This window comes from Mesorhizobium sp. BR1-1-3, from assembly GCF_020165455.1.
In the GTDB taxonomy this organism is placed as follows: Bacteria; Pseudomonadota; Alphaproteobacteria; order Rhizobiales; family Rhizobiaceae; genus Mesorhizobium; species Mesorhizobium ciceri.
Window position 1 is genome coordinate 126036 of record NZ_JAIUIC010000005.1, and the last position, 12397, is coordinate 138432.

The 12397-nt window shown below is 60.6% G+C and carries 19 protein-coding genes; 10 read left to right on the plus strand and 9 right to left on the minus strand.

Translation table 11 applies throughout. The features are described 5' to 3' along the window. Window positions 1-97 precede the first annotated feature (97 nt). Window positions 98-262, plus strand: coding sequence for a DUF3309 family protein (locus tag LB559_RS13155; RefSeq protein WP_013531546.1), 165 nt, complete (start codon window positions 98-100; stop codon window positions 260-262). Window positions 263-390: 128 nt separating this feature from the next. On the opposite strand, the gene LB559_RS13160 is transcribed toward LB559_RS13155, so the two are convergent. Next, window positions 391-1140 carry a DUF1236 domain-containing protein gene (locus LB559_RS13160; protein ID WP_127273922.1) on the minus strand — a complete coding sequence of 250 codons (750 nt, stop codon included), beginning with the start codon at window positions 1138-1140 and terminating at the stop codon, window positions 391-393. Window positions 1141-1294: 154 nt separating this feature from the next. Here LB559_RS13160 and LB559_RS13165 point away from each other — a divergent pair, with 154 nt between their 5' ends. Both LB559_RS13165 and LB559_RS13170 read left to right on the plus strand, forming a co-directional pair. After that, the gene (locus LB559_RS13165; protein WP_224674205.1) at window positions 1295-1786 is read left to right on the plus strand and encodes a hypothetical protein; all 492 of its coding nucleotides are present in this window, start codon (window positions 1295-1297) and stop codon (window positions 1784-1786) included. Between the two features lie 91 nt (window positions 1787-1877). Further along, window positions 1878-2114 (plus strand): DUF6894 family protein, encoded by a 237-nt coding sequence (locus LB559_RS13170; protein ID WP_013531549.1) that lies wholly within the window; start codon window positions 1878-1880, stop codon window positions 2112-2114. Between the two features lie 10 nt (window positions 2115-2124). Here the strand turns inward: LB559_RS13170 and LB559_RS13175 are convergent, their stop codons facing one another. After that, the gene (locus tag LB559_RS13175) at window positions 2125-2382 is read right to left on the minus strand and encodes a hypothetical protein (RefSeq protein WP_013531550.1); all 258 of its coding nucleotides are present in this window, start codon (window positions 2380-2382) and stop codon (window positions 2125-2127) included. A 294-nt stretch (window positions 2383-2676) separates the two neighbouring features. Between LB559_RS13175 and LB559_RS13180 the strand changes: the two genes are divergently transcribed. The 4 genes from LB559_RS13180 to LB559_RS13195 all read left to right on the plus strand — a co-directional run bounded on the left by LB559_RS13180 (window position 2677) and on the right by LB559_RS13195 (window position 4564). Next, window positions 2677-2871 carry a DUF2934 domain-containing protein gene (locus LB559_RS13180; RefSeq protein WP_013531551.1) on the plus strand — a complete coding sequence of 65 codons (195 nt, stop codon included), beginning with the start codon at window positions 2677-2679 and terminating at the stop codon, window positions 2869-2871. Between the two features lie 89 nt (window positions 2872-2960). Further along, window positions 2961-3137, plus strand: coding sequence for a hypothetical protein (locus tag LB559_RS13185; RefSeq protein WP_013531552.1), 177 nt, complete (start codon window positions 2961-2963; stop codon window positions 3135-3137). Next, on the plus strand, window positions 3134-4030 hold the full coding sequence (locus LB559_RS13190; protein WP_063168025.1) for an alpha/beta fold hydrolase: 897 nt from the start codon (window positions 3134-3136) through the stop codon (window positions 4028-4030). Before LB559_RS13185 ends, LB559_RS13190 begins: the two co-directional genes overlap by 4 nt. Before the next feature lie 123 nt (window positions 4031-4153). After that, window positions 4154-4564, plus strand: coding sequence for a DUF427 domain-containing protein (locus LB559_RS13195; RefSeq protein ID WP_224674206.1), 411 nt, complete (start codon window positions 4154-4156; stop codon window positions 4562-4564). 43 nt (window positions 4565-4607) lie between these two features. Here the strand turns inward: LB559_RS13195 and LB559_RS13200 are convergent, their stop codons facing one another. Continuing rightward, window positions 4608-5027: an HD domain-containing protein gene (locus tag LB559_RS13200; RefSeq protein ID WP_027161658.1), complete on the minus strand. Its 420-nt coding sequence runs from the start codon at window positions 5025-5027 to the stop codon at window positions 4608-4610. Window positions 5028-5051: 24 nt separating this feature from the next. Next, a complete protein-coding gene (locus tag LB559_RS13205; protein WP_027161657.1) occupies window positions 5052-5447 on the minus strand; it encodes a GFA family protein in 396 nt (131 codons plus the stop codon). 200 nt (window positions 5448-5647) lie between these two features. On the opposite strand from LB559_RS13205, the gene LB559_RS13210 reads away from it, so the two are divergent. Both LB559_RS13210 and LB559_RS13215 read left to right on the plus strand, forming a co-directional pair. Continuing rightward, complete coding sequence (locus tag LB559_RS13210; RefSeq protein WP_063168024.1) at window positions 5648-6256, plus strand: cysteine hydrolase family protein; 609 nt, start codon at window positions 5648-5650, stop codon at window positions 6254-6256. 100 nt (window positions 6257-6356) lie between these two features. Then, entirely contained in the window at window positions 6357-7631 is a 1275-nt protein-coding gene (locus LB559_RS13215) for a DUF763 domain-containing protein (protein WP_013531557.1), read from the plus strand. A gap of 23 nt (window positions 7632-7654) precedes the next feature. On the opposite strand, the gene LB559_RS13220 is transcribed toward LB559_RS13215, so the two are convergent. The 5 genes from LB559_RS13220 to LB559_RS13240 all read right to left on the minus strand — a co-directional run bounded on the left by LB559_RS13220 (window position 7655) and on the right by LB559_RS13240 (window position 11615). Next, window positions 7655-8098, minus strand: a complete 444-nt coding sequence (locus LB559_RS13220; RefSeq protein WP_027161655.1) for a PPC domain-containing DNA-binding protein — start codon at window positions 8096-8098, stop codon at window positions 7655-7657. A 44-nt stretch (window positions 8099-8142) separates the two neighbouring features. Beyond that, window positions 8143-8460, minus strand: a complete 318-nt coding sequence (locus LB559_RS13225; protein ID WP_224674376.1) for a plasmid stabilization protein — start codon at window positions 8458-8460, stop codon at window positions 8143-8145. Window positions 8461-8577: 117 nt separating this feature from the next. Beyond that, on the minus strand, window positions 8578-10173 hold the full coding sequence (locus LB559_RS13230; RefSeq protein ID WP_063172168.1) for a DHA2 family efflux MFS transporter permease subunit: 1596 nt from the start codon (window positions 10171-10173) through the stop codon (window positions 8578-8580). Then, on the minus strand, window positions 10170-11345 hold the full coding sequence (locus LB559_RS13235; protein ID WP_224674207.1) for an HlyD family secretion protein: 1176 nt from the start codon (window positions 11343-11345) through the stop codon (window positions 10170-10172). Before LB559_RS13235 ends, LB559_RS13230 begins: the two co-directional genes overlap by 4 nt. 99 nt (window positions 11346-11444) lie before the next feature. After that, the gene (locus LB559_RS13240; protein ID WP_224674208.1) at window positions 11445-11615 is read right to left on the minus strand and encodes a hypothetical protein; all 171 of its coding nucleotides are present in this window, start codon (window positions 11613-11615) and stop codon (window positions 11445-11447) included. 164 nt (window positions 11616-11779) lie between these two features. Here LB559_RS13240 and LB559_RS13245 point away from each other — a divergent pair, with 164 nt between their 5' ends. Then, window positions 11780-12397: a (2Fe-2S)-binding protein gene (locus tag LB559_RS13245; protein WP_224674209.1), complete on the plus strand. Its 618-nt coding sequence runs from the start codon at window positions 11780-11782 to the stop codon at window positions 12395-12397.

The window sequence follows — 12397 nt, forward strand, 5'->3', positions numbered from 1 at the left end:
TCGGGAACAGGAAGGCTTGTAGCGAGTTCATATTCTCATCAGCCGGCGACCGCCGCTCCGTCTACACGGCGCGAAGCCGCAAACAGGAGAGCAAGTCATGGGTCTCGGCACAATTCTTATCATCATTCTGATTATCGCATTGCTTGGCGGCTTTAGTGGACTTGGCGGCGGGCCATTCTACGGCACCGGCTATTACGGGGGCGGCGGCCTCGGTCTTCTGCTGCTTATAGTCATAATCCTGGTCGTGCTCGGGCGTCTCTAGCCGAGTCCGCCATGCGGTGGCAGATTGTATCACCTGCCGCTTGCGGTTCTCTTCGGAGTTGCTTTGAATCCATAGCAGTCCGGCAATGACGGTCCGCCCTCTGGAGGGCGGACCACTCGTCGGACATATCAGGTCAAAATCAGCACGATCTTGAACGTATCCGGATCAACGATGACGATCCGACCGTCCGCAAGCACGAAATACTCGTAGCTTTCGTAAGCGGGAACGATCTTGACGATACGAGCCGGCAGCCGATGCAGCCTGACCTTGTGCCGCGGAACTTCGACGCCGACGCTGATGTCAAAATTGACATTGGACACAGGCTCGACCTTCGTCTCCCGGATAATCTGAGTGACTTGGGTTTTCTGCTCCACCGTCACGTTGTTGATGGAACCGGTCGACGTCGTATCCTGTGTCGAGGCCTTGCCCTGGGCCTGCTGGTCGGTGGTGGTGCCGGTCTTGCCCTGAGCCTGCTCGTCGGTCTGCATCTTGGTCTTGCCCTGGGCCTGCTGGTCGGTGGTGGTGCCGGCCTTGCCCTGAGCCTGCTCGTCAGTCTTCAGCTTGGCTTTGCCCTGGGCCTGCTGGTCGGTGGTGGTGCTGGCCTTGCCCTGAGCCTGCTCATCGGTCTTCAGCTTGGCCTTGCCCTGGGCCTGCTGGTCGGTGGTGGTGCCGGCCTTGCCCTGAGCCTGCTCGTCGGTCTTCAGCTTGGCTTTGCCCTGGGCCTGCTCGCCCATCTTGGAGCCGTTCTGGCAGTCAGCCTGCCCGGAAGCGCAGTTGGCGTCTGCGCCAGATTGGCTTTCGGTCTGTTGTGTCTGAGCCGCCGCCGTTCCACAGCCGAGCCCGATGGCCAGCATGCTGGTAATGAGAACACGTTTCATGGGAAATCTCCCTGGGTAAGGTTCGTCCCTTCACTGGGTAGAACCAGCACCCAAAAAAAATGTTCCGAGATAGATGCGTGAGTGCTAAAAAACGACCCCGCTTGAGATCATACGATCGCGGGCGGAAGCCGCCGTTAAAGCGACCTTTTCAACCTTGGCGATTGCCCTAGCTGTCTCCGGAGAGGAGACCGACATGGCAATCTATAGTCTGAGAGTGGTCAGCTTCATTTTCGTTGCCCTGGCTTTCGCTCCGGCCGCCGCGCATTTCTTCGCTATGTTCAACAAGATGAAGCTCGACGGGCCAAACTATCTGGCTGCGCAGCGCGCCTATGATGGATGGAGCCTGTTCGGCATCGTGGTGCTGGGAGCATTGCTCTCCACGGCCGCCCTGGCGATCCTGCTCTATCGAGCGAGCGCATCTTTCGGCTTGGTTGTTGTCGCCTTTCTAAGCATCGGCGCCACGCAGTTTGCCTTCTGGACGCTGACCTATCCAATCAATCAGGCGACCCGGAACTGGACTGTCCTCCCTGAAAACTGGGAGCTGCTGCGGCGCCAATGGGAGTATTCGCATGCCATCGCCGCAGGCCTCAACGCCTTGGCGTTGCTGGTGCTTTTCATATCGGCGCTTCGCCCTGCGGTGCGTTGAACGACCACGTCGTCACCAGCACGGCCAGCGGGCAGGAACCACCATGAAGCGGAATCATTGAAACGCCAGATGTTCCAGCGCGGCAGGAAAAATGAAACGGTACTATTTTGATCTTCAAAACGGTGACGGCACGGTACCCGACGATGACGGGCAGCTGTTCGAATCCCGGGAACAAGCCAGAGCGGAAGCAATTCGTATTTTGCAGGATGTCGCCCAAGACGAAATGCCCGACTGCGATTTCGTCAAGATAACCGTCAAGGTACGCGATGAGATCGGTGCGCAGATGTTTGAGGCGTCGCTTGTTCTGACCTCCGGATGGAGCGTTTGATGTCGCAGTGCTAGCGGCGATACCGCACCGGGATTTGCACGACATTCTCCGATCCAGGCAGATCAAAGGCCATGGCCAGCTGACGTACGGAGGCCATCTCCACGATCAGTTCTTCAATCGAAAGGTCTGGCAGGCCGGTCTTCACCCTCTGCCTCACCCTGGCCGCAAGTTCATGAACCCGCACCGGGACGAAAAGCGGGCTGTCGTCCAGCAGCTTGCTGATTTCGATGACCACATCGGCGTCGATGTCTTTCGGCAATTCCCGCATGAGCGTCACCTCCAATCGAAGCAACAGCCCGCCATGTCGATGCGACGAGCGATCCGGCGTTGAGCGCCGGGCAGTGGGATCGGAGAGGGACGTGCTCGGCGCTGGCCGATATCCTGATTCATAAAACTGCGAGCATAGGTGTGTCACGAAAAAATATCGGTACGAAATTTACCAAGCCGGTCATCCCATGCAATCCACAAGGGCCTTCCCGAAATCCGGCAGCGGCTGTTGCCGACAGAGGAGGAACAAAAAATATGGCCCGGAATTGAGACTGACGAATTGGAGGATCTAGCCATGGACAGCAGGGAAGAAAAGATCAAACGACGGGCCTATGAAATCTGGGAACAAGAGGGCCGGCCGGTAGGCCGCGAGCAGGAGCACTGGGATCGGGCCGTGCAGGAGATCGAAGCTGAGGGTTCGGAGACTGAACGTGGCCCGGTTCTGCCTGACCCGACAGTTGCGGCCGATTCCAATAGCTCGAAGCGTTGATCGGCAATCCCATGGCGTCTTGAGGACCCCGGTCGGGCAACCAAATTGGCGGAACCTCGTTTGCCGGGCATCAACCAGAGGAGGTTTCGATGAAGAGGTTCTTTTCATTCCTGGTCTTGGCCGCTGCCCTTGCGCTCGGCGCCTGCGACAACAACACCGAGCCGATGAAAGCCACCAGCAACAAGAACCCACAGGTTGATCAGGCCGCCAGACCAGGCCCCACGACTGGCGGCGACCAGCCAGCTACGGTGCCTCAGAGCAAATGAACTCCGTCTCACATTGCGACACACCTCTGCTGCGCGTCGCCTATCTCGATGGTGGACCGCAGGACGGCGCCCCGGTTATCCTGCTGCATGGCTGGCCCGACGACGCGACGACATACGCTCGTATTTCGCCGATGCTTCATGAAGCTGGCTTCCGGACGTTTTCCCCTTGGTTGCGAGGCTTTGGGCCGACATCGTTCCTGTCGAAAGAAACCATGCGCTCGGGCGAAATTGCCGCGATGGCGCAGGATGTGCTGGATTTTGCAGATGCGCTTGGCATCAGCCGCTTTGCAGTTGTCGGACATGATTGGGGCGCTCGGATATCCTATCTGCTCGCGTCGGTTTTTCCGGACCGCATCAAGTGCTGCGCTGCGCTGTCCCTCGGCTGGCAACCAGGCAAACCAGCAACGCCGACGCCCGAACAGGCGAAAGCATTTTGGTATCAATGGTTCATGGCGACCGCACGGGGCGCCGAGTTCGTACGAAAGAACGGCAAGGAATTCGCCAGGTATCAGTGGGACAGCTGGGGTCCATTAGGCTGGTTCGACGACGCCATTTTCGATGGCGTTGCGAGCTCGTTCGAAAATCCTGACTGGGCGGATGTGACGTTGCATTCCTATCGGGTCCGGTGGGAAGAGGCCGAGCCCGATCCGCGTTATGCTGAACTCGCCCGCCGGCAAGCAACGGTCAAGATCATCACCGTGCCGATCCTGACGCTTCACGGTGGTGACGACCGCGTTGTGTTTGCCCAGTCTTCAGAGGGGCTCGAAGAGCATTTCACCGCGTTCTACAGGCGGGTGGTGCTGGATGGCATCGGACACTTCCCGACGCGTGAGGCTTCTGATCAGGTTTCGCGAATGTTGGCTGCGTTTCTCGATAGCCATGGCAAGCGCTGAAGGAGGGGCGCCATCGACCCCATAGTAAAGGCCGGAACCTGACGCATCGCCGCGCATTTCGTCTCCATGCATGACGAACCGAAATGCGGTCTCGCAATCAATCGGCAGCCAGGGAGAATTTGGATGCAAGCTTCAGGCGCAATCTCAAGACACCATGCTGGCCAGTTGGCCATAGAACCGTTTGCGGGCACGGTGACGGTACGATTTTCCGACGCCATAGTCGCTGCCACGGAACGGGCGAAGTTGCTTCAGGAAGAAGGACATGAGCCCGTGTTCTATATTCCTTTCGAAGACATCTATTTTGACCTTTTCGAAAAAACGAACACCACCAGCCGCTCCCCTTTGAAAGGTACCGCGAGCTACTGGCGCGTCCATGCCGTGGGCAGCTCGGCTGACGATTTCATGTGGGCGTACGAGACGCCTGAAACCGCGGCGCGGGCCATTGCACGTCATGGTGCATTCGATCCGGAAAAGGCGCGCATCGATGTCGAGCCCGCGGAGGACAGAAGGCATACGCCCCACGTCACGGAGTAGATTGCCCGTTCTCATCGGCGCGAGCTGAAATTCAAGGCAGGTGCTAACCGCGTGGAAACTCTTCATCAAGGATGCGTAGTGCCTCCTCGTATCTGACGGTTGATGCCCCGGCCTGTCGTGCCTGCCAGATATTGTCCGCCAGATCCGCGCGCTTCACCGGCAGCGCCAATGGATTCGATGCCGCTCGTCGCACGAACGCGAAGTAATCCTCGCCGTCCCTACGCGACATGGCGTCGACGGCCGACGCGATCGTCGGGCCAAAACCGGCCTCTTCCAACCTGGTCCGGTCCCAGCCTTCGCCCTTTTCCAGGACGTCATGGAGATAGGCGACGACCTTCTGATCCTTGGTTTCGACCGCGTCAACGACACGGCGACAGTGCTCGATATAAGGTCGCCCGGTCTTGTCGCGCTGTGCCTGGTGGACCTCTTCGGCAATCTTGGCCGCCCGGTAAAACATGCTCATCAGGCTTCCCCTTCAGACATGGTTTCACCATCGCTCCTCGGTGTCGTGGTGCGGCAGGTCCATTCCGCAGCAAACCCAGCCAAGTCGCTGCCTCGATCCATAATTGTAGCGCGGCTCCAGGCGAGCCGGATCGTCGAACGTTCCGACATGAAGCGCGATCTCTCCCGGCGATGCGTCATAGGCGAGGCTGAGCGGCGATCCGCAGGCGGAGCAAAACCCCCTGCAGGCAATCGGCGAAGACCTGCGATAGGTCGGCGTCGCATCGGTCCAGGTCACGCTTTGGGAAGGCACCCAGGCCAGAACCGCGAACGCACTGCCGGTCGCTCGCCGGCACATATCACAATGGCAGTAATGCACTCTCGGTTCGCTTCCAACGCGGAAGCGGATCGTGCCGCAGAGACATCCTCCGCTCAGTTCCATTTTGGCGCCCCGGTTGACTTGCGGCTCCAACGCCTCTCGCGCGGTCTCATGCGAGCACCTCCATTCATCACAGCGAAAACGCCGGTCATTTGCGTCGGTTCCTGTTGGCTATCTCAGGAACCAGTGCTTGCGCGCGGCGTTGCGTGTCTTTGCTGGCAAAATGAGGAGTCAGGAATGCTTGGCCGGTCGGAGACGCACTGATGTCGATGCCGGGGCTGGCATACGGTCCCCTGGGCGATCGATGCATGCATGTCTGCGTGGACATGCAGCGGCTGTTTGCCGAGCCGTCTCAATGGGCAACACCCTGGATCACCCGGGTTCTCCCGCAGATCGAGACGCTGGTCGAAAGACGCGCGCCGCAGACGGTCTTTACACGCTTCCTGCCAGCCAAGAAGCCGGGGCAGGGCGTCGGCACCTGGAAGCGCTATTATGAGCGCTGGGCTTCACAGACGATCGAGACGATCGGGCCTGAAATGACCGAACTGTTGCCGTCTTTAGCCGGCTACTGCCCGCCAGCGGCGATCATCGACAAGCACATCTACTCGCCCTGGTTCGAAGGGCGCCTCAGAGCCTTCCTGGTGGAGCGCGGCATCGATACGCTCGTCATCACCGGTGGCGAAACGGATGTTTGCGTTCTGGCCACGGTGCTCGGAGCCATCGATTTCGGCTATCGCGTGGTTCTCGTCACGGACGCGCTATGCAGTTCTTCCGATTCAACCCACGACGCACTGCTGACCGTTTACCACCAACGTTTCGCGCAGCAGGTCGAGACGGTTGAGATGGAAACGGTTCTCTCGAACTGGACTTGACGTTCGCCAACTCGGCTCGGCGGAAAGTGTCCATGCTTCCTTGCGCGGTTTGGCTGCCTATCTGTTAAGAGAATAACGGACACCAGAACGGATAGCAGACGTGACGCAACGATCGGGAAGTGCTGATCTTCCACTCCATGGCGGGCGCGTGCCAAAATGGCTCGGCGACCGCATGACGCGTCTTGGCGCCGTGATGTGCGAAGCGATCATTCATCACTATGGTCGAGACGAACTGCTGCGACGGCTGGCGCATCCGTTCTGGTTCCAGTCCTTTGGTGCTGTCATGGGCATGGATTGGCATTCGTCGGGGATCACGACCAGCGTCGTGGGCGCTTTGAAGCGTGGCCTCACGCCGCTTTCCGGCGAGCTCGGCATTCATGTCTGCGGTGGTCGCGGCGCGCATTCGCGAAAAACCCCGCATGAACTCGAAGCCATCGGCCAACGCGTCGGCTTTGACGGAGCGGGCCTGGCCACCGTCAGCCGTCTTGTCGCCAAGGTCGACAGCGCCGCAGTCCAGGACGGTTTCGATCTTTACCTGCATGGTTTCATCGTCACCGATGACGGTCGCTGGGTCGTGGTGCAGCAAGGCATGAACGGTGACAGCAAGGTGGCGCGCCGCTACCATTGGCTCTCCGAGGGGCTCAAGAGTTTTGTCGACCAGCCGCATGCCGCCATCGAGGGCATCAATCAAGGCGAGATCGTCAACCTGACCGACAGGCGCGCCGACGCGTCGCGCCAAGGGCAACTGAACCTTTTGCAGGAGCTCGGACCCGATCGCATCCTGGGCGAGCTTGCGGCATTGGAGCGTTGCGCGGAGCCGAGGCGCCGGCAGGAACCGGAGCAGCCGCTGCTGCCGCATTTGGTCATGCCGGCCCATCATGACGTTCGCGAAAGCGATGTCGTCATGCATCGTCTTCACGGCAATATCGCCGCCGCCGCAGACCGCGGTCCCACCGATTTCGCCGAGCTCCTTCTGGTCCCCGGCGTCGGCGCGCGCACGGTGCGCGCGCTGGCCCTCGTTGCCGAGGTGGTGCATGGCGCGCCTTGCCGCTTTTCCGATCCCGGGCGCTTCTCGCTGGCGCATGGCGGCAAGGACAGGCATCCATTTCCAGTGCCGCTGAAGGTCTATGATGAGACGATCGGGGTTCTGAAGTCGGCCGTGCAAAAGGCAAAGCTCGGTCGCGATGAGGAAATCGGTGCCTTGAGGCGGCTCGACGATCAGTCGCGGCAAGTCGAACGATACGCAACCGGCCCCAGCCTGAAGGAAATTGTCGCGGGAGAATTCGACCAGTCGCATCTGCTTGGCGGGCGCAGCGTGTTCGGGTGGGAAGCGGCGCCGGACACAGCACCTGCTGAGCGGAGCAAGAAGGCCTGAGAACGAGCCAGAGCGGCTGGAGATCAATCGTCCAGATCGATGAGCGCGACACCGAGATCCGGGCGCTTGCTGCGGCGCAGATGGCCGGGCGCTTCCACCAGGGTGATTTCGAGCGTTGGTCGAACGATGCCGTCAAGCAGATGTCCACCCCGGGTGGTGCCATCGCTCAATCCCAGCACCGCATGGACGTGCAGGCTGGGCTTATCGTCATCACCCAGTGCGACATCGCCGATCGCGCTCAGAACCTCGCACTGTTCGTCGATAGGGATTTTGCGGTAGGTCTTCGCGTCCGGATCAAACCAGCCCACGGTGGCTTTTTCGAAAGCCCCTATGGCGGTCAGGGACGCGCTGCCGATCTTCTGGTCGACCGCGAAGGCGGTCAGTGCCGCGAACGCTTCTTCGCCTGGGTCGAGCACCAGGACAAATGTCCTTTGTCCGCCGATCTCATTGACGAGCTGCGATTTCATCCCTGTCCTTCCATCGTTCGGCCCCATTGAGCGCCGCCGTCAGATCAATGGGCACGGTGTTCCGCATTGCGCTTGCGGGTCGCTGCAGCTTTCTTTGCCGATTCCGATCGGCTTGCGGCAGATCGTGATGCCGATGCCTTGCCGCCGCTTTTGCCGCCTTTGTGCGCCGCCGGATGGCCCGTGTGTTTGCCGCGGCCCGAACCGCCTCCCTTCTTGCCGCCGCCATCGTCCTTGTTGACGGTTGCCCATGCGCGCCGCTCTGCCTCCTTGTCGGAAACCCCGCGCTTCTCATAACCTTCGGCAATGTGGTCGGCTTTACGCTCCTGCTTGTCAGTGTACTTCGATTTGTCGCCTCGTGGCATGGCCAGCTCCTCCTGTTGCACAAGGGCTGAACGTCGACTCGACGCGCTGGTTCCAACGGAAGTTCGCGAAGCCGAAGCCGCATGGCGGGGCAGCGCCATACACCGCCGCGGCGCGAGCTAACGCTTTTCGGGCCGGGGAGAGCGCAGCAGCAAGGCGAGGGGAACGAGCAGTGCGGTCGCTACCGCGCAATACCGAAAGACATCGATATAGGCGAGCAATGAGGCCTGCCGCGCTATCAACTGTCCTATCCAGCCGAGCGCCTGCTGTTTTGCGTCGATCATCGGCGAGCCTTGAGCCACGAAGTGCTCGGTCGCCTGACGCAGAACCTGCTGGTAGGCCGGTGACGACTGTGCCGTGTGGCCGACGAGGTTTGCCTGATGGATTTGCGCGTTCTGGGCTATCACCGTGTTGGACAGCGACACACCGATGCTTCCGCCGATGTTACGGGCAACGTTGATGAGTGCCGACGCCTGGTTCGTCTGCTGCGGAGCAAGACCGACGTAAGCCGCCGTCGAGATGGGGATGAACAGGAACGGCAAACCGATCATCAGGAAGATGCGCGCGAAGGCAAAGAAGCCGAAACTGACGTCCGGGGTGAGCGATGTCATATGCCAGAGCGCGACAGCGACGACGGACATGCCTGCCATGATCAGGTATTTGGGCTGGACGATGGCGCCGGCAAATCCGGAAATCGGCATAAGCATCAACATTGCGATGCCACCCGGCATCATCGACAGGCCCGACAGGGTCGCCGTATAGTTGAAGGCGGTCTGCTGCAGTTGCGGCATCAACTGGGTGGTGCTGAACAGCACGGCGCCCACCGCCATCATCACCAGGAACGATGTGCCGAACTGGCGGCTGAACAGCAGGCGGACGTCGACGATCGGATCGCGGCGACTGAATTCCCACGGGATCAGCAGCAGGAATGAGACCGCCGAAATCGCCGCGAAGGTCACGATGAAACCTGATGCGAACCAGTCGTTGCGCTGGCCCTCATCGAGAAAGATCTCCAGGCAGCCGAGTGCCGTGGCGACCAGGATGAAACCGACCCAGTCTATTCTGAGGCCGCCCTTCAACCGTTCCTGCCGTTCGCGCTCGAGCACATCAGGCTCGACCACCAGCCACTGCACCAAGGCAAGCGACATGATGCCGAATGGGACATTGATGAAGAATATCCAGTGCCAGGAGAAATGGTCGGTCAGCCAACCGCCGATGGTCGGCCCGACTGTCGGTGCGACGATGACGGCAATGCCGTAAAGAGCAAATGCCTGGGAGCGTTTTTCGGGTGGAAAGGTGTCGGCGAGAATGGATTGTTCGCTGGGTGCCATGCCGCCGCCCCCGAGGCCTTGCAGGATCCTGAAGACGATGAGCATTTCCAGATTGGGCGCCAGGCCGCACAGCAGCGACGCTATGGTGAAGATCGCCACGCAAAGCATGTAGTAACGCTTGCGGCCGATGACGCTGGCCAACCAGCCGCTAACCGGGATGATCACGGAATTCGCGACCAGATAGGTGGTGATCACCCAGGTGCTTTCGTCCATCCCGGCCGCGAGGCTGCCGGCGATGTTGCGCAGCGCCACGTTGGCGATCGAGGTGTCGAGCACCAGCATGAAGGTGGCGATCGAGACGACGACGGCGATCAGCCACGGATTGCGCCCGCCGGCGGCGGACCGGCTTTCGCTCCGTTCACCAGCCATTTCGACGGCGCTCATCTCACCTTGACTGTCGGCACCACCGACAGGCCTGGACCCAGCAGCACGCCCGGCGGTCGGTCGAAGACGATCTTCACGGGCACGCGCTGCACCACCTTGACGAAGTTGCCGGTGGCATTCTCGGCCGGCAGCAGGCTGAAGGCGGTGCCACTGCCCGCCTGGATGCTGTCGACGCGGCCGTGGAAGTTCTTTTCGGGATAGGCGTCGATATCGATGTCGACGGGCTGTCCCGGCCGCATCAGATCAAGCTGGGTCTCCTTGAAATTAGCCTTCACCCAGACCTCGTCGGGAACGAACATCATCAGCACCTGACCAGGCTGGGCGTAGGTGCCCTTGGCGGCCGTGATACTGGTGGCGCGACCGGTGACAGGCGCGGTTATGATGGTGCGCGACAGCATGGTGCGGGCCTGCTCCTGGCTGGCCTTGGCTTGATTGAGCTTTGCTTCCGCGCTCTTGGTCTGTGCCTGCAGAACAGTGACCTGGCTTTTCGCGGCAGCGACGTTTGCTCCGGCGCTGTCGAGGGCGGCCTGGTCCTGGCGCAGGGTAGAAGCGGCCTGTTCCGCCTGCTGTTGGGTGGAGGTTCCCTTGGCCAGCAGCTCACGGTTGCGCTTGTCCTCCGCTTTGGCAAACTCGAGCGCGGCCTGGGCCTGCGCCACCTGCTTCTGTGCCGCATCGATCTTGGCGTTTTGTGCTTCGATCTGTGCGCCGACATCGACGATCTCGGCCTGCGCCGAGGCCACACCGGCGTCGGCTTCCGCCAGGCTTGCCTGATAGTCGCTGTCGTCGATGCGCAAGAGCACGTCGCCGGCTTTCACAGACTGGTTGTCGGTGACCGCGACATCGGTGATACGACCCGATATCTCGGCACCGATCGTCACCGTGCGGCCGTCGATGAAAGCATCGTCGGTCGATTCATACTGACGCGCGTCCAGCCACCACAAGACCAGCCCTACGGCAATCAGCAGCACTGCGAGCAGGATGGCGATGGATATGTAAGGGTGCCGCCGAGGGAAGCTCAGCAGGCTGGGCTTTGGTTCTCCGGCCTGCTTGTCCTGCTTGTGCTCCTGACCGGCGTCTTTCCGGTGTTTTGGCGACGCCTCCGAGGTGGCCCTGCGTGGCGCGGCGTGCGTGTCGCCGGTTTCAGGTTCTTCGGTTTGGGTTTTCGCGTCCACGGGAGAACTCCCAGGAGTTTTGACCGTGGCCAGTCAACGACAACTGGTCGTAAAAGGTTCCTGGCGACCGGGCACGGTTTCGCGCCTGGCGGAATTGGTTCAGCCGATTGCCAACCTGACCACGATGGCCAGGATCACGATGCCGACAAAGCCGGCTATGAAGATAACCCGACGCGTGCGCGTTCGCAGGATGATCTCGCCCTGTCTCACCTGCTCCGCAGAGAACACAGGTCCATTGTCACCGTCCTTGTCATGCCGACCATCGCTCATGATCGCCTCCTTCCGGCCCTTGGCACACAACCATCGCCCGACAGGCGAGGTTCCGGTTATATCGATCCCGCCAGCAGAAAAAGGATCACAGGCTCGTGAGCAGGGAACTTTGTCCTCCGCGACTGGTTTGGGCCGCTTGAGACCCAGCCAGCCCGGAGCCAGCCATGTCCGATGCCAAGATTTCCAGTGGCCTGAGCAGACGCATGTTCATGACGGCCTCTGTTTCGGCGGCGGCGGTGATGCCGCTTGTGAATTCCCCGACGAGAGCTGCCCAGCCAGCGTCCGAAAAGCCAGCCGAACCGCGCGACTTGTCGGCGGTTTCAATGCGTATCAACAAACAGACCTACAATCTCGCGCTCGACAATCGAACCAGCCTGCTTGACGCTCTGCGCGACCACGTCGGCCTGACCGGCACCAAGAAAGGTTGCGATCACGGTCAGTGCGGCGCCTGCACGGTTCTGATCGATGGAAAGCGGGTACTGTCCTGCTTGAGCTTTGCCGTCATGAACCAGGGGCGGGAGATCACAACGGTGGAAGGCCTGGCCTCGACGGACGGGGAACTGCATCCGGTCCAGCAGGCGTTCGTCGACCACGATGCCTTTCAATGCGGCTATTGCACACCGGGTCAGATCATGTCCGCCATCGGTTGCATCAACGAAGGCCATGCTGGATCGGAAGATGACATTCGCGAATATATGAGCGGCAATCTATGTCGCTGTGCGGCGTATCCCAACATCGTTGCGGCGATCGTCCAGGCGCGCGACGAGATCAGGAGGGCCTAG